Origin of the sequence: Burkholderia sp. BCC1999 (assembly GCF_905339975.1) — a bacterium.
In the GTDB taxonomy this organism is placed as follows: Bacteria; Pseudomonadota; Gammaproteobacteria; order Burkholderiales; family Burkholderiaceae; genus Burkholderia.
This window is the reverse complement of the sequence record NZ_CAJPHP010000004.1, coordinates 40,214-55,056: the sequence shown is the minus strand read 5'-3', so window position 1 is coordinate 55,056 and position 14,843 is coordinate 40,214. Positions and strand designations below refer to the sequence as shown.

Annotated in this window: 14 protein-coding genes; 8 read left to right on the top strand and 6 right to left on the bottom strand. The window is 68.7% G+C overall.

What is annotated here, in order from left to right; genetic code table 11:
- The first annotated feature begins 130 nt into the window (after positions 1–130).
- Positions 131–1,693, top strand: a complete 1,563-nt coding sequence (locus U5809_RS06695; protein ID WP_322085950.1) for a class I adenylate-forming enzyme family protein — start codon at positions 131–133, stop codon at positions 1,691–1,693.
- 37 nt (positions 1,694–1,730) lie between these two features.
- Here U5809_RS06695 and xerD read toward each other — a convergent pair whose 3' ends face one another.
- The 3 genes from xerD to queG form a co-directional block, all read right to left on the bottom strand.
- A complete protein-coding gene (xerD, locus tag U5809_RS06690; RefSeq protein WP_282505841.1) occupies positions 1,731–2,681 on the bottom strand; it encodes a site-specific tyrosine recombinase XerD in 951 nt (316 codons plus the stop codon).
- Positions 2,681–3,148 (bottom strand): methylated-DNA--[protein]-cysteine S-methyltransferase, encoded by a 468-nt coding sequence (locus U5809_RS06685; RefSeq protein WP_176051655.1) that lies wholly within the window; start codon positions 3,146–3,148, stop codon positions 2,681–2,683. The genes xerD and U5809_RS06685 overlap by 1 nt, the downstream gene beginning before the upstream one ends.
- A gap of 63 nt (positions 3,149–3,211) precedes the next feature.
- Complete coding sequence (queG, locus tag U5809_RS06680) at positions 3,212–4,447, bottom strand: tRNA epoxyqueuosine(34) reductase QueG (protein ID WP_322085949.1); 1,236 nt, start codon at positions 4,445–4,447, stop codon at positions 3,212–3,214.
- 17 nt (positions 4,448–4,464) lie between these two features.
- Between queG and tsaE the strand changes: the two genes are divergently transcribed.
- Positions 4,465–5,019 carry a tRNA (adenosine(37)-N6)-threonylcarbamoyltransferase complex ATPase subunit type 1 TsaE gene (tsaE, locus tag U5809_RS06675; protein WP_176051653.1) on the top strand — a complete coding sequence of 185 codons (555 nt, stop codon included), beginning with the start codon at positions 4,465–4,467 and terminating at the stop codon, positions 5,017–5,019.
- Entirely contained in the window at positions 5,001–6,533 is a 1,533-nt protein-coding gene (locus tag U5809_RS06670; RefSeq protein WP_282505843.1) for an N-acetylmuramoyl-L-alanine amidase, read from the top strand. The genes tsaE and U5809_RS06670 overlap by 19 nt, the downstream gene beginning before the upstream one ends.
- A gap of 45 nt (positions 6,534–6,578) precedes the next feature.
- On the opposite strand, the gene U5809_RS06665 is transcribed toward U5809_RS06670, so the two are convergent.
- Positions 6,579–7,457, bottom strand: coding sequence for an EamA family transporter (locus tag U5809_RS06665; RefSeq protein WP_322086112.1), 879 nt, complete (start codon positions 7,455–7,457; stop codon positions 6,579–6,581).
- 241 nt (positions 7,458–7,698) lie between these two features.
- Between U5809_RS06665 and U5809_RS06660 the strand changes: the two genes are divergently transcribed.
- Together U5809_RS06660 and trxA are read left to right on the top strand one after the other, a co-directional pair.
- Complete coding sequence (locus U5809_RS06660) at positions 7,699–8,580, top strand: pirin family protein (RefSeq protein ID WP_322085948.1); 882 nt, start codon at positions 7,699–7,701, stop codon at positions 8,578–8,580.
- Positions 8,581–8,632: 52 nt separating this feature from the next.
- The gene (gene trxA, locus U5809_RS06655; RefSeq protein ID WP_322085947.1) at positions 8,633–9,481 is read left to right on the top strand and encodes a thioredoxin; all 849 of its coding nucleotides are present in this window, start codon (positions 8,633–8,635) and stop codon (positions 9,479–9,481) included.
- 103 nt (positions 9,482–9,584) lie between these two features.
- Here trxA and U5809_RS06650 read toward each other — a convergent pair whose 3' ends face one another.
- On the bottom strand, positions 9,585–10,442 hold the full coding sequence (locus U5809_RS06650) for a ThiF family adenylyltransferase (protein ID WP_176051649.1): 858 nt from the start codon (positions 10,440–10,442) through the stop codon (positions 9,585–9,587).
- Between the two features lie 129 nt (positions 10,443–10,571).
- Between U5809_RS06650 and pdxH the strand changes: the two genes are divergently transcribed.
- The 3 genes from pdxH (at position 10,572) to U5809_RS06635 (ending at position 13,883) form a co-directional block, all read left to right on the top strand.
- Positions 10,572–11,216, top strand: coding sequence for a pyridoxamine 5'-phosphate oxidase (gene pdxH / locus U5809_RS06645; protein ID WP_176051648.1), 645 nt, complete (start codon positions 10,572–10,574; stop codon positions 11,214–11,216).
- 121 nt (positions 11,217–11,337) lie between these two features.
- The gene (locus tag U5809_RS06640; RefSeq protein ID WP_322085946.1) at positions 11,338–12,558 is read left to right on the top strand and encodes a cyclopropane-fatty-acyl-phospholipid synthase family protein; all 1,221 of its coding nucleotides are present in this window, start codon (positions 11,338–11,340) and stop codon (positions 12,556–12,558) included.
- A 23-nt stretch (positions 12,559–12,581) separates the two neighbouring features.
- Positions 12,582–13,883, top strand: coding sequence for a DUF72 domain-containing protein (locus U5809_RS06635; RefSeq protein WP_322085945.1), 1,302 nt, complete (start codon positions 12,582–12,584; stop codon positions 13,881–13,883).
- 34 nt (positions 13,884–13,917) lie between these two features.
- Here the strand turns inward: U5809_RS06635 and msrA are convergent, their stop codons facing one another.
- Positions 13,918–14,478: a peptide-methionine (S)-S-oxide reductase MsrA gene (gene msrA, locus U5809_RS06630; RefSeq protein WP_059578436.1), complete on the bottom strand. Its 561-nt coding sequence runs from the start codon at positions 14,476–14,478 to the stop codon at positions 13,918–13,920.
- Between the last annotated feature and the right edge of the window lie 365 nt (positions 14,479–14,843).

Sequence of the window (14,843 nt, the reverse complement as noted above, 5' to 3'; positions counted from 1 at the left end):
CCGCCCATCATCATTGCGGACATCGCGAAGTGCTATTGCCCGATTGGCCGATTGTGGTGCATGCGCCGTCGTGGCACGATCGTTCGCAAACATCGTCAAGCCGCCGCCCGGCCCCTTTTCTGGAGACGCCATGCCCTCGCCCATCCGTTCATCCGAGTCGCTCGACGTCGACGCCCTGCTCGCCGCGCTGCCGCGCCGCATCGCCGACGTGCCCGCGCGCTGGGCCGCGCAGGCGCCCGCGCATCCGGCGCTGATCGAAGATGCGCGCCGCCTGTCGTACGGCGAGCTGGCGCAGGCCGTCGATGCGGCGGCCGCGCGGCTCGCGAGCCTCGGCGTGCAAGGCGGCGACCGCGTGATGATCGTCGCGGAAAACTGCGTCGCGCAGATCGTGCTGCTGTTCGCGGTCGCTCGTCTCGACGCGTGGGCGCTCGTGTCGAACGCACGGCTGTCGGCCGGCGAACTCGATGCGATTGCCGCGCACGCGCGCCCGAAGCTGGTCGCATTCGCGACGGACGCATCGCCCGATGCGCGCGCGCATGCCGCTCGGCTCGGCGCGACGCCCGCTGGCGCACTGCCGGTCGACATCGGCGCGTGGTCGTATCGCATCGACGCGAGCGCACCCACCGAACCGGTCGCGACCGACAGCGCCGCGCAATGTGCGGCGCTGATCTACACGACCGGCACGACCGGTACGCCGAAAGGCGTGATGCTGTCGCACCGCAACCTGCTGTTCATTGCCGCAACGTCGAGCACGCTGCGCCGTGTGTCGCCCGACGATGTCGTCTACACGGTGCTGCCCGTGTCGCACGTGTACGGGCTCGCGTCGGTCTGCCTCGGCAGCCTGTACGCCGGCGCGACGCTGCGGCTCGCGCCGCGCTTCTCGCCGGAAGCCGTGCGCGTCGCGCTCGCCGACGAAGGCGTGACGATTTTCCAGGGCGTGCCCGCGATGCACGCGAAGCTGCTCGAACACCTGCACACGCACGGCCACGCATGGCATGCGCCGCGCCTGCGCTTCGCGTATTCGGGCGGCTCGCCGCTCGACGCGAACCTGAAGGCGCGCGTCGAGCGCCAGTACGGCGTGCCGCTGCACAACGGCTACGGGATGACCGAAAGCAGCCCGACGATCACGCAGACGCCGCTCGACGCGCCGCGTGCCGACAGTTCGGTCGGCGTACCGATTCCGGGCGTCGAGATGCGGATCGTCGCGCCGGACGGCACCGACGTGCCACCGGGCGAAGTCGGCGAGATTCGCGTGCGCGGGCCGAACGTGATGCTCGGCTACTACCGCAACGCGGACGCGACGCGCGCGGCCGTGTCGCCGGACGGCTGGCTGAGCACCGGCGATCTCGCGCGACAGGAGGCCGATGGCGCGGTGACGATCGCGGGCCGCAGCAAGGAGCTGATCATCCGGTCGGGCTTCAACGTGTATCCGGTCGAAGTCGAGCAGGTGCTGAACGCGCATCCGGACGTCGTGCAGGCGGCCGTGATCGGCCGCGCGGTCGAAGGCAACGAGGAAGTGCTCGCGTTCGTCGAGCTGGCGCCCGGCGCGACTGCGGACGAAGCCGCACTGCACGCGTGGTGCGCGGAACGGCTCACGCCTTACAAGCGCCCTGCGCACATCCGCGTGCTCGACGCGCTGCCGGCTGCATCGACCGGCAAGGTGCTGAAGCACAAGCTGCGCGACCTGGCCTGACACCGGCCGGCGCGCACGGCGGCACGCACCGGGCGGACTAGCCGCGCGGATGGTGCTGCGCGTGCAGCGTCTTCAGCCGCTCGCGCGCGACGTGCGTGTAGATCTGCGTGGTCGAGATGTCGCTGTGACCGAGCAGCATCTGCACGACGCGCAGGTCGGCGCCGTGGTTCAGCAGGTGCGTCGCGAACGCATGCCGCAGCGTGTGCGGCGACAGGTGCGCGCGCACGTCGGCCTGCTGCGCGTGACGCTTGATGATGTTCCAGAACTGCTGGCGCGTCATCCCGTCGCCGCGCGCGGTCACGAACAGCGCATCGGCCGCGCGCGCACCGAGCAGCGCCGGCCGCGCATCGCGCAGGTAGCGCTCGATCCAGCCGTGCGCGACTTCGCCGAACGGCACGAGCCGCTCCTTCGAACCCTTGCCCATCACGCGCACGACGCCTTCGTTCAGGCCGACCTCGACCGTCTTCAGCGTCACGAGCTCGCTCACGCGCAGCCCGCTCGCATACATCAGTTCGAGCATCGTGCGATCACGCAGGCCGAGCGGCGTGCCGACGTCGGGCGCGCCGAGCAGCGCCTCGACCTGCGCCTCGGACAACGTCGACGGAAACCGCGCCGCCTGTTTCGCGGACGTGATCCGCAGCGTCGGGTCGGCGCTCACGCGATGCTCGCGCACGGCCCAGCCGTAATAGCGACGGAACACCGACAGCCGCCGGTTCGACGACGTCGCCTTGCCGTCGCTGCGCGCGGCGATGTAGCCCGTCACCATCGCCTCGTCGGCCACATCGAGCGGCGCGTCGTGCGTCTCGGCCAGCCATTGGGAAAACAGCACCAGATCGCGCCGGTATGCGTCGAGCGTGTTGCGCGCGAGCCCGTGCTCCAGCCACAGCGCATCGCAGAACACGTCGATCGACGCGCGGCTCGCGAGCAGCGCGGGCGAGGCCGCGGCGGCATCGCCGTCGGCTTCGGGGGTCATCAATGGTTCACTCATCAGTACGGCACGCCTTCGTGCGCCAGCAGCCAGCGCTTCACTTTCTGGTAATAGCCGTTGTCGTCGTGGTTCGCGAAGCCGCCGAGGCCGCCCGCCGCAACGACGCGATGGCATGGAATCACGAGCGGGAAATAGTTCGCGCCGCATGCCTGCCCAACCGCGCGCGGCGCACTCCCGATCCGCTTCGCGACCTGGCCGTAGGTCAGCACGGTGCCGGGCGGGATATCGCTGATCACGTCCCACACGCGGTGCTGGAACGCGCTGCCGACTTCGGCGAGAGGCAGGTCGAAGCGCGCCGACGCGCGCTCGAAATAACGTTCGATCTGCTTGACCGCGCGCTTCGCGAGCGGCGAATCCGGATCGACCGACTTCACCGATTCGGGCAGATAGACGATCTCGCGCACCACCGCGGCGTCCGTGCGGACGCCGACCTTGCCGAACGGCGCGTCGATGACTGCGTTGAACATTGTCTTCTCCTGACCGATGTATGCGTGCTCACTGCCGCGCTCCGACGACACTTTACGCCGCCTTCACGCGGCACGCAGCGCCCATTCGACATGCTCGCGCACGACCGGCGACGGATCGTCGGCCCGCGCGCGCAACGCGGCGACGATCGCGTCGCGCGCCGGCGGCGCGAGCCGGTCCGAATCCGCACGCAACGCATTGCCGAGCCCGACCGCGAGATTGCGCAGCCAGCTTTCATAGCCGATGCGCCGGATCGCGCTGCCCTGCATCCGCGTATCGAACGTGTCGGCGTCCCACGCGAACAGCTCGACGAGCGTCGCGCGGTCGAGGCCATGCCGCACGTCGAAATCGGCGACGGGGGCGGCCTGCGCGAACTTGTTCCACGGGCACACGAGCTGGCAGTCGTCGCAGCCGTACACGCGATTGCCGATCATCGGGCGCAATGCTTCGGGGATGCTGCCTTTCAGTTCGATCGTGAGGTACGAGATGCAGCGGCGCGCGTCGACGCGGTACGGCTCGACGATCGCGCCGGTCGGGCACGCGTCGATGCAGCGCGTGCAACTGCCGCAGTGCGCGCCCGGCGTCTCGGGTGCGGTATCGGGCGACGTGTGCGCGTCGGTCGGCAGCGGCAGGTCGACGTAGATCTCGCCGAGGAAGAACAGCGAGCCGGCATCGCGCTGCAACAGCAGCGTGTGCTTGCCGCGCCAGCCGACACCGGCCTTCTGCGCGAGCTCGACCTCGAGCACCGGCGCCGAATCGGTAAACACGCGGTAGCCGAACGCGCCGATCTCGCGCTCGATGCGCTCGGCGAGCGTCTGCAGCCGGTTGCGCAGCACCTTGTGATAGTCGCGGCCGCGTGCATAGATCGACACGACTGCCGCCTGCGGATCGTCAAGCCGCGCCCGTTCGCGCGCGCGCCAGTCGTGCGGTGCGAGCGCGCCGGGCTCGCCGCCGGGCGCGTCGCCAGCGACCGTCTGGGCCGGCAAATAGGCGAGCCGCACGGAAATCACACGTCGCGTACCGGCCACAAGTTCGGCCGGGCGCGCGCGTTTCATCCCATGTTTCGCCATATAATCCATTTCGCCGTGGTATCCGGCTTCCAGCCAGGCGGCGAGGCCTGCTTCGGCATCCGAGAGATCGGTATCGCTGATGCCGATCGCCCCGAAACCCAATTCGCGCCCCCACGCCCTGATGCGAGCGGCGAGCGCAGTCAACGCCGCATCATCGAGCGCGCACGGCGCCGCGCCTTCGGCATGAGTCGAAGGTCTGTCGGATGCGGCGAGTTCCGGTAATCGGTTCATCGCACTATTTTACGAGAATGCCAGCCACGTCCAGCCAATCGCCTCATGCCGCCATGCTGCCCGCCCCGTCCGCGGAGCGCGTGATCGCGCTCGCCGACGAAGCGGCGACCGAGGCCTTCGGCACCCGCTTCGCGCACGCGCTCGACGCGGCGCGCATCGAACTCACCCGCGCGCATGCGTTCGACGGGCTGCAGATCCAGCTGGTCGGCGATCTCGGCGCGGGCAAGACGTCCCTCGTGCGCGCGATCCTGCGCGGCCTCGGCCACCAGGGCCGCGTGCGCAGCCCGACCTATACGCTCGTCGAGCCGTACGCGCTCGAACGCAGCGATGGGGAACTCGAGGTCTATCACTTCGATCTGTATCGATTCAACGATCCGGCCGAATGGTCCGATGCAGGCTTTCGCGAATATTTCAATTCCAGCGCGATCTGCCTCGTCGAATGGCCGCAACAGGCGGGCGCCCTGCTCGGCGTGCCCGATCTGGTTTTCTCGCTCGACGTGGATGGCGACGGCCGCGCCCTCACCGTCCGGGCGTATAGCGCTTCAGGAAAGGCATGTCTCGAAAGATGTTGATCAAACCGTTCCGCTCGATCGAATCGGCGGCCACCGCGACGCACAACTGGCGGCGCCGCCAGATCCTGTGCGCGGGTGCGTCGACGCTGGTGCTCGGTCTCGTCGCACCGCGGCTCGCACACGCGTCGTCGGTGCTCGGCGTGCGCGTGTGGCCCGCGCGCGATTACACGCGCGTCACGATCGAATCCGACCAGCCGCTGCAGAATAGCCAACAGCTGCTGCAGGGTCCCGACCGTCTCGTCGTCGACCTGACCGGCCTCGATCTCGACCAGGCGCTGCGCGACCTCGTGTCGAAGATCGCGCCGAACGACCCGCAGATCCAGTCGGTGCGCGTCGGCCAATATCAGCCGCACGTCGTGCGGATGGTGTTCGACCTGAAAGGCTCGGTGAAGCCGCAGGTGTTCACGCTGCCGCCGGTCGGCACCTACAAGTACCGGCTCGTGTTCGACCTGTATCCGGCCGTCGCGCCCGATCCGCTGTCCGACCTGATCGCGCAGACGGAACGCAAGGAGCAGGCGCTCAACGATACGGCGCGCGCGCAGCAGATGCAGCCGCCGACCACGCTGGCCGGCCCGGGCACGCCCCCGGTGCCGCCGGCCGGCGGCGACAACAGCGACGCGTTCTTCCAGCGCTTCGCGCAGAACACGCCGGCCACGCCGCACACGCCGCCGGCCGCCGGCACGCCTTCGACGCCCGCGAAGCCGGCCGTCAAGCCGCCGCCCGTCATCGCGCGCCGCGACGACAGCGACGACGACGGCGACACCTACAAGTTCACCGCGCCGAAATCCGGCAAGGGCGGCACGGTACGCCTGCTGACGGTCGCGATCGATCCGGGCCACGGCGGCGAGGATCCGGGCGCGATCGGCGGCGGCGGCACGTACGAGAAGCACATCGCGCTCGACATCGCGAAGAAGCTGCGCGCGAAGATCGACGGCGCGCCGAACATGCGCGCGATGATGACGCGCGACGCCGACTTCTTCGTGCCGCTGAACGTACGCGTGCAGAAGGCGCGCCGCGTGGGCGCGGATCTGTTCGTATCGATTCACGCGGACGCGTTCACGACGCCGTCCGCGCGCGGCTCGTCGGTGTTCGCGCTGTCGGATCATGGCGCGACGAGCGCCGCAGCGCGCTGGATGGCGAACAAGGAGAATTCGTCGGACCTGATCGGCGGCATCAACATTAAGACGGCGGACGCGGCCGTGAACCGCGCGCTGTTCGACATGTCGACGACCGCGCAGATCCGCGATTCGCTGCGCTACGGCAACTACGTACTGAAGGAAGTCGGCGGCATCAACAAGCTGCACAAGGGCTCGGTCGAGCAGGCCGGGTTCGCGGTGCTGAAGGCGCCCGACATTCCGTCGATCCTCGTCGAGACCGCGTTCATCAGCAACCCGGAAGAAGAGAGCCGGCTGAACGACGACAGCTATCGCGACCAGATGGCCGACGCGATCTTCCGTGGCATCAAGCGCTACTTCGCCGCGAATCCGCCGCTCGCGAAGAACCGGATGGCCTGACGGCCAGCCCCGCCCCGCCGCCGGCACGCACCGCGTGCCGGCGCGTCACGATGCCGCGAAGCGGCTCAGCACTTTTCCGCCGAACACGTTCACCGCGAGCCCGCCCATCACGAGCGCCGTGCCGATCAGCTGCGTTTGCGTCAGGTGTTCGTCGAGCAGCAGCGCCGACGACGCGAGCCCGACGACCGGCACCAGCAGCGAGAACTGCGCGACCTGCGCGGCCGGGTAGCGCGACAGCAGGCGGCTCCACAGCCCGTAGCCGAGCAGCGTCGCGACGAACGCGAGATAGACGACCGCGAAGATCGACGCGCCGGTCAGCCCGGCGAGCGCGGTCGCAATCCGCTGCGGCCCTTCGAACCACAGCGACAGCAGGAAGAACGGCACGGGCGGCACGAGGCTCGCCCACACGACGAGCGACACGAGGTTCGCTTTCCCGACCTTCTTCGTGACGATATTGCCGAACGCCCACATCGCGGCCGAGCAGATCGTCAGCAGGAAGCCCGCGAGCGTCATCGCGCGACCGCCCTGTGCAGCGATCACGACGAGGCCGCCCGCGGCGATCGCGAGCCCGATCAGGTTCTGCACGCGCAGCCGCTCGCCGAGGAACAGCATCGCGAACACGAGCGTGAAAAATGCCTGCGACTGCAGCACGAGCGACGCGAGGCCGGCCGGCATGCCGACGTACATCCCGGTGAACAGGAACACGAACTGGCCGAGCTGGATCGTCGCGCCGTACAGCACCAGCAGGCGCCACGGAATCTGCGGCCGGCGCACGAAGAACACCGCGGGCACGGCTGCGAGCGTGAAGCGCAGCGCGCCGAGCAGCATCGGCGGCATCCCGTGCAGGCCGACCTTGATCACGACGAAGTTCACGCCCCACGCCAGGATCACGACCAGCGCGAGCAGCAAGTCCTTCGGGGCCATCATCGGTGTCTCCTCGATTCGAATCGTTTTTGCAAAGCCCACCCACCCTGTCGCTTCGCGCCAGGCCCCGCGGGGACGTCCTGCGGGGCGGAAAACCTTGGGGCGGCCCGGCGTTTTCCTGAGAAGCGCGTCAGTCTACCGGGTTTCGCCGTGCGCCCCGATACCCGCGCGGCGCGCATGGAATCGGCGGCGGGCGGCCAGTACAATGACCGGCATCCCCCGCCGCCGCTCTGGAGCCGCCATGACCGACTCGATCAAAGCCCTGCTGAAGCCGCACGTGCGCGACATCGGCAACCTGCAGGTGCGCCGCACGCTGCCCGCACTCGCCGCGCGCCTCGTCGGCCCGTTCATCTTCTTCGATCACATGGGTCCCGCCGTGCTGCCGGCCGGCACGGGGCTCGACGTGCGCCCGCATCCGCACATCGGGCTCGCAACCGTCACCTACCTGTTCGACGGCGCGATCCTGCACCGCGACAGCCTCGGCTCGCTGCAGGCAATCGTGCCGGGCGACGTGAACTGGATGACGGCCGGCCGCGGGATCGTCCACTCCGAACGCACGCCCGACGCGCAGCGCGCCAACGGTCACACCGTGCACGGGATCCAGACCTGGGTCGCGCTGCCGCAAGCGCACGAGACGATCGAGCCGTCGTTCGAGCACCATCCGGCCGACACGCTGCCGAAGCGCGACGAAGACGGCGTATCGCTGACGGTGATCGCCGGCGACGCGTTCGGGCTGCGCTCACCCGTCACGACGTTCTCGCGCACGCTGTACGTCGCGGCCGAATTCGCGGCCGGCGGCCGGATCGAACTCGACGCATCGCACGAGGAACGCGCGGTCTACGTGGTCGACGGCGAGCTCGCGATCGACGGCACGCCGGTGCCGGCCGAACGGATGGCCGTGCTCGCGCCGGGCGCAACGGTCACGCTGACGAGCGGCAGCGGCGCGCGCGCGATGCTGCTCGGCGGTGACAAGATCGACGGCGAACGCTTCATCGAATGGAATTTCGTCGCCAGCAGCCGCGAGGCGATCGAGCGCGCGAAAGCGGCGTGGACGCGCCAGGAAATGGGCAAGGTGCCGGGCGAGACCGAGTGGATTCCGCTGCCCGAGTCGAAGCCGCGTTGAAAAAAGGGCGCGCCGCCCTCATCCTGACGATATTCGAACCGAAGAGAACGACATGGACACCACGCTTGCCACTTTCGAGAACGACGTCATCGAGGCGTCGCTGGACACGCCCGTGCTGGTCGACTTCTGGGCGCCGTGGTGCGGCCCCTGCAAGACGCTCGGCCCGTTGCTGGAAAAGCTCGAAGCCGACTACGCAGGCCGCTGGAAGCTCGTGAAGGTCAACGTCGACGAGAACCAGGAGCTGGCCGCGCACTTCCAGACGCGCAGCATCCCGCACGTGATCGCGTTCGCCGACGGCCGCCCGGTCGACCAGTTCGTCGGCGTGCTGCCCGAAGGCCAGTTGCGCGCGTTCCTCGACCGGCTGCTGCCGGCCCCCGAGGAAGCCGAGCGCCGCGCCGCGCAATACGCGATAGCCGAACAGCGCTACGACGATGCGCTTACGCACCTCGAAGCAGCGCTCGCGCTGAACCCCGGTTTCGACGACGCACGCCTCGACCTGATCGAACTGCTGCTCGCGAGCAACCAGGTCGACGCCGCGCGCGCCGAGACCGAACGCCTGTCGCCGCAGACCGTGCAGAACGGCGACCCGCGCTACCAGGCGATCAAGACCCGTTTCGACGCACTCGAAGCCACGGCCGACCTGCCGCCGACCGACGCGCTCGAAGCACGCATCGCGGCGAACCCGGCCGATCTCGACGCGCGCTTCGACCTCGCGCAGAGCCTGATCGCGCGGCGCGCGTACGAAGGCGCGGTGGAGCAGTTGCTGGAAATCGTCACGCGCGACCGCGCGTACGGCGATGATCTCGGCCGCCGCACGTTGATCTCGGTGTTCGAGCTGGCGGGCGATCGCCCCGACCTCGTCGCCGGGTGGCGACGCAAGCTGAGCATGGCGCTCAACTGACGCACGGCATGCCGGGCCGCAACGGCCCGGCCGGATCGCCGTCTCGCTCGCGGCGCACTACGCGCGCCGCGGCATCATCCCTTTGCGCCCGCGCGTCGCGGGCTCAGCCGGCAGCCTGCGCCGCGATCGCGCGCAGCGCATGCGCGGCGGCCGCGAACCCGAAGCTCGCGGTCACACACACGCTCGAACCGAATCCCGCACAGTTGAGCCCCGCGACATGCGCGGCCGCGGACGGCTCCGCACCGTCCTCGATGTCGCACGCGGCGGCTTCCGGATAGATCAGCGGCTCGTCCGAATACACGGCGCTGACCTTGAAACGCGCCTTCGGCCCGCGCGGAAAGCCGTGCTGCTTGCGCAACTGCGCGCGCACCTTCGACAGCAGCGGATCCTGGATCGTCAGCGCGAGATCGTCGATGCGGATGCGCGTGGGATCGAGCTGCCCGCCCGCGCCGCCGACGACGATCAGCGGCTGCCGCTTCGCGACGCACCACGCGATCAGCGCGACCTTCGTGCGCACGCTGTCGATCGCGTCGATCACGTAGTCGAAGCCGCCGCCGAGCAGCGCGTCGAAGTTGTCGGGCTCGACGAAATCCTCGATCCGGTTCACCCGGCATGCGGGATCGATCAGCGCGATCCGCTCGGCCATCGCATCGACCTTCGGCTTGCCGTAATTGCCGTCGAGCGCATGGATCTGGCGGTTCGTATTGCTTTCCGCGACGTTGTCGAGATCGATCAGCGTGAGCGTGCCGACCGCATTGCGCGCGAGCGCCTCGGCCACCCACGACCCGACGCCGCCGATCCCGATCACCGCGACGTGCGCACGCTCGAACGCGGCGGCGGCCGGCGCGCCGTACAGGCGCGCGACGCCGCCGAAACGCCGCGCTCGATCCACGTCAAGCTGGATTTCCGGGGTCGGGGTAAGATCAGAGGAACTGGGCGGGGCGGTGTCGGCGGCGGACATGGCAGCAAGGAAATCGTAAGTCGTGCAGCCCTCTATTTTGCCTGAACTCCCCCGCTCGCACGCGCCACTGTGCACCCACGTTTCTCACGCGTTGGCTACAATGGTTCCAGATTGAAGCGTTTGCATAACATGACGACTCTCGCCGATCTCCGCATCAACTATTCACGTGCTTCGCTCGACGAAGCCGATGTCGCTCACGACCCCCTCGCCCAGTTCGATCGCTGGTTCAAGGAGGCGCTCGCCGCCAAACTGCCCGAGCCGAACACGATGACGCTCGCGACCGTCGGCGACGACGGCCGGCCGTCGGCACGCATCGTGCTCATCAAGGGCGTCGACGAACGCGGGTTCGTCTTCTTCACCAATTACGAAAGCCGCAAGGGGCACGATCTCGCCGTGCATCCGCAAGCCGCGCTGCTGTTCTACTGGATCGAGCTCGAGCGCCAGGTGCGCATCGAAGGCCGGATCGAGAAAACCAGCGCCGAGGAAAGCGACCGCTATTTCGCGTCGCGCCCGCTCGGCTCGCGCATCGGCGCGTGGGCGTCGGACCAGAGCGCCGTGATCGACAGCCGCGCGACGCTCGAGGCGCGCGAAAAGGCCATCAGCGAACGCTACGGCGACAACCCGCCGCGCCCGCCGCACTGGGGCGGCTACCGCCTCGTGCCCGACTCGATCGAGTTCTGGCAAGGGCGCCCGTCGCGGCTGCACGACCGCCTGCTCTACACGCGCGACGCCACAGCGTCGCCGGGCTGGACGATCTCGCGCCTGTCGCCGTAAGCGCGGCGCCGGCGCACGCCGGTCGTGTCTCGTGTTGCATCCGGGCGCCCGCCTCGCAAGCGGCGGGCGCCGGTCAAGATACTTGGCTGTATTCGATTCAACGAACAAACGGAGAATCCAAATGTTCTGGGAAAAGAAGCTGGCACAGTGGGCGGACGAAGTACGGGCGAAAGCGAACATACCGGCGCGCCTCGTTCTGTGGAACGGCGATCAACTCGATTTCGGCACCTTCAGCGCACCGCAGGTCACGCTGAAGGTGAACAGCGCGTCGGCGCTGCCGCTCTTGCTCGAACCGAGCCTCGACAATCTCGGCGAGGCGTACGTGAAGGGCAAGATCGACATCGAGGGCAAGCTGTCGGACATCATCAACATCGGCTACTCGCTCGCCCGCAGCACCGTGACGAGCGCGAGCAAGCTCGCGCGCGTGAAGCGCTACTTCAATCACTCGAAGAGCACCGACAAGAAGGCGATCCAGTATCACTACGACGTCTCGAACGAGTTCTACCGGCTGTGGCTCGACGAGAACATGGTGTACTCGTGTGCGTACTTCGAGAACGGCGACGAGGATCTCGCCACCGCGCAGATCAAGAAGATCGATCACATCCTGACGAAGATCCAGCTCGAGCCCGGCCAGCGCCTGCTCGACATCGGCTGCGGCTGGGGTGCGCTCGTGCTGCGCGCCGCGCAGAAGTTCGGCGCGACGTGCCTCGGCGTGACGCTGTCGCAAAACCAGTTCGACCTCGCGACCGCGCGCGTGAAGGCCGCGGGGCTCGAGGACAGGATCGAGATCCGCCTGCAGGACTACCGCGAGATCGATGGCCAGTTCGACCGCATCACGAGCGTCGGGATGTTCGAGCACGTCGGCCGCAAGAACCTGCCGCTCTACTTCTCGCGCGTGCGTGACCTGCTCGCCGACGACGGCATCGCGATGAACCACGGAATCACGTCGACCGACGCCGAAAGCGGCGAGACGGCGCTCGGCGGCGGCGAATTCATCGACCGCTACGTGTTCCCGGACGGCGAGCTGCCGCACATCAGCCTCGCGCTCGAAGCGGCGCAGCGCGGCGGACTCGAGGCGGTTGACGTCGAAAGCCTGCGGCGGCACTATGCGCGCACGCTCGAGATCTGGACGGAAAACTTCGAGGCCAAGGCCGACCAGGCCAAAGCCCTCGTCGACGACGAAAAATTCCGCATCTGGCGCGTGTATCTTGCCGGCTGCGCGTATGCATTCGAGCACGACGACGTGTCGATCTTCCAGATCGTGTGCCGCAAGGCCGGACGCAGCGCGAAAACGCTGCCGTGGTCGCGGCGCTATATTTACGAACACGCGCTGCCGCGCTAGGCGGCGCCTCACGCTGGGCATGCATGGGTGACGGCAGGACGCGGCGCAAGGCGCCGCCGGAACGACAGCAGCGCGACGACGCGGACCCGTCGCACGCCGACGGGCAATTCGACCTGTTCGGCGTGCCGGCGGACGCTGCACGCGCGTCGCCTGCTCCGGCGGACGACGGCCGCCCCGCCAGCACCGATGAACACGTGACGCCGCACGCGCCGGATGGCGCGCCGCCGGCACTGCCCGCCCCTATCCCCTCCCGCGCTGCCGACGACGATCCGGCGCCTTCCTCGGGCCTGCTGTGGGACGAACCGTCGCCGCCTGCCACGCCGCCGAAAAAAGGCCGGCGCAAGCGCGGCGTGCTGCCTGCGCCGATTGCAGCCGACGTCGCCGACGCCGCGGCCGGCCTGCCGCCGAACGTCCGGCTCGGCACGTCGTCGTGGTATTTCCCCGGCTGGAACGGCATCGTCTACGACGGCGATTTCGCGCAGACGAAGCTGTCGCGCGAAGGGCTCGAGGCGTACGGCGCGCATCCGCTCCTGAAGAGCGTGAGCCTCGACCGGTCGTTCTACGGCCCGCTGTCGGTTGCCGACTACCTGCGCTACGCGCAGCAGGTGCCCGACGATTTCCGCTTCGTCGTGAAGGCGCCGGCCTCCGTGACCGATGCGGTGATCCGCGGCCGGCGCGGCGAGCCGTCTGGGCCGAACGCGACCTTCCTCGACGCGCAGCTCGCGACCCGCGAATTCGTGCAGCCGTGCCTCGAAGGGCTCGGCCGGAAAGCCGGCGTGCTCGTGTTCCAGTTCTCGCCGCTGCCCGACCCGTTGCTAGCCGAGCCGGCCGCGCTGATCGACCGGCTGACCGCGTTCTTCGCGGCACTGCCGCCGCTCGCGCCCGACGCCGACGGCACGCGCTACGCGATCGAGATCCGCGACGCGAGCCTGCTCACGCCGCGCTTCATCCGCGCACTCGCGGCGCTCGGAGTGCGCTACTGCGTCGGGCTGCATGCGCGAATGCCCGACCCGCTGCGCCAGGCCGCCGCGCTCGCGCTGCTCGACGGCGACGCACCGGGCCCGCTGATCGTGCGCTGGAGCCTGCACGGCGGCTTCAAGTACGAACAGGCGAAAGCGAAATACGAGCCGTTCGACAAGCTCGTCGACGAGGATCCAGCCACGCGCTCGGCGCTCGCCGAGCTGGCCGCGCGCTACGCGCTGGCCGGACAGCCGGTGATCATCACGATCAACAACAAGGCGGAAGGCTCCGCGCCGCTGTCGTGCATCGCGCTCGCGCGCGAAATCGCCGCCGCGTGCGCGCAATGGCGCAACGAGGCGGCCTGACGCCTGTTTCCGCCGGCTTGCGCCGGGCGCGCGCTTACGCGCCGCGCAGCGATTTCAGCCGGTGCGAGAACTTCTGCCGGAATTTCGCGAGCTTCGGCCCGATCACGACCGAGCAGTAGCCCTGCCCGGGGTTCCGCGCGTAATAGTTCTGGTGATAGTCCTCGGCCGGCCAGTAGTTGCCGTCGAGCGGCACGACCTGCGTGACGATCGGCTGCCCGAACACCTGCTCGCGCTCAAGCTCGCGGATCACGTCGAGCGCCGTGTCGCGCTGCGCATCCGAATGCGTGAACACGACCGACCGGTACTGCGTGCCGACGTCGTTGCCCTGCCGGTTCAACTGGGTCGGATCGTGCGTCGCGAAGAAGATCTCGAGGATCTCGCGATAACCGATGCGCGCCGGATCGAACGTCACGTTGACGACTTCCGCGTGGCCGGTGTCGCCTTCGCAAATGTCGCGGTAGCCGGGATTGCGCGTATGGCCGCCCGCATAGCCCGACTGGACGGCCGTCACGCCGTCGACGTCGAGAAACACGGCCTCCGTGCACCAGAAACACCCGCCTCCCAAAGTCGCGGTTTCAAGCATCTCGTTCCCCATGAATTCTGACCCTCGTTGATGACGGCAGCGACACTCCGGTGCCGCCTGCCATCGTTCCATCCCGCCGCTGCGCGCCCGTGGTACGGGACGCAGCGGCACTCCGGCAAGTATCTCACTCGCGCGCGAACCTGGCAGATTGCACAGGTGCCGCGTGCGACTCGCCGCGCGTTTCTCGTCTACACTTAGGCACGCGCAAGCGGCGGCAAACCCGTCGCCGTGCGCACCGCGTCCGAAGCATGCCCGACCCCGATGCAAACATCATCTGCCGGAACATCGCTATGCATGCCTTAACAGAATTCGCCCGCGTCACCTGCCCGGCCGCTGCCGCCTCGCGGCTCGCCGCTTCAGCTGCTTCATCACGTTGC

Coding starts and splice junctions, on each gene's coding strand:
- U5809_RS06640 (WP_322085946.1), top strand. CDS start 11,338: ATGTTCTGGGAAAAGAAGCTGGCACAGTGGGCGGACGAAGTACGGGCG.
- msrA (WP_059578436.1), bottom strand. CDS start 14,478: ATGGGGAACGAGATGCTTGAAACCGCGACTTTGGGAGGCGGGTGTTTC.
- queG (WP_322085949.1), bottom strand. CDS start 4,447: ATGAACCGATTACCGGAACTCGCCGCATCCGACAGACCTTCGACTCAT.
- U5809_RS06650 (WP_176051649.1), bottom strand. CDS start 10,442: ATGTCCGCCGCCGACACCGCCCCGCCCAGTTCCTCTGATCTTACCCCG.
- U5809_RS06670 (WP_282505843.1), top strand. CDS start 5,001: ATGTCTCGAAAGATGTTGATCAAACCGTTCCGCTCGATCGAATCGGCG.
- pdxH (WP_176051648.1), top strand. CDS start 10,572: ATGACGACTCTCGCCGATCTCCGCATCAACTATTCACGTGCTTCGCTC.
- U5809_RS06665 (WP_322086112.1), bottom strand. CDS start 7,457: ATGGCCCCGAAGGACTTGCTGCTCGCGCTGGTCGTGATCCTGGCGTGG.
- xerD (WP_282505841.1), bottom strand. CDS start 2,681: ATGAGTGAACCATTGATGACCCCCGAAGCCGACGGCGATGCCGCCGCG.
- tsaE (WP_176051653.1), top strand. CDS start 4,465: ATGCCAGCCACGTCCAGCCAATCGCCTCATGCCGCCATGCTGCCCGCC.
- U5809_RS06695 (WP_322085950.1), top strand. CDS start 131: ATGCCCTCGCCCATCCGTTCATCCGAGTCGCTCGACGTCGACGCCCTG.
- trxA (WP_322085947.1), top strand. CDS start 8,633: ATGGACACCACGCTTGCCACTTTCGAGAACGACGTCATCGAGGCGTCG.
- U5809_RS06660 (WP_322085948.1), top strand. CDS start 7,699: ATGACCGACTCGATCAAAGCCCTGCTGAAGCCGCACGTGCGCGACATC.
- U5809_RS06635 (WP_322085945.1), top strand. CDS start 12,582: ATGGGTGACGGCAGGACGCGGCGCAAGGCGCCGCCGGAACGACAGCAG.
- U5809_RS06685 (WP_176051655.1), bottom strand. CDS start 3,148: ATGTTCAACGCAGTCATCGACGCGCCGTTCGGCAAGGTCGGCGTCCGC.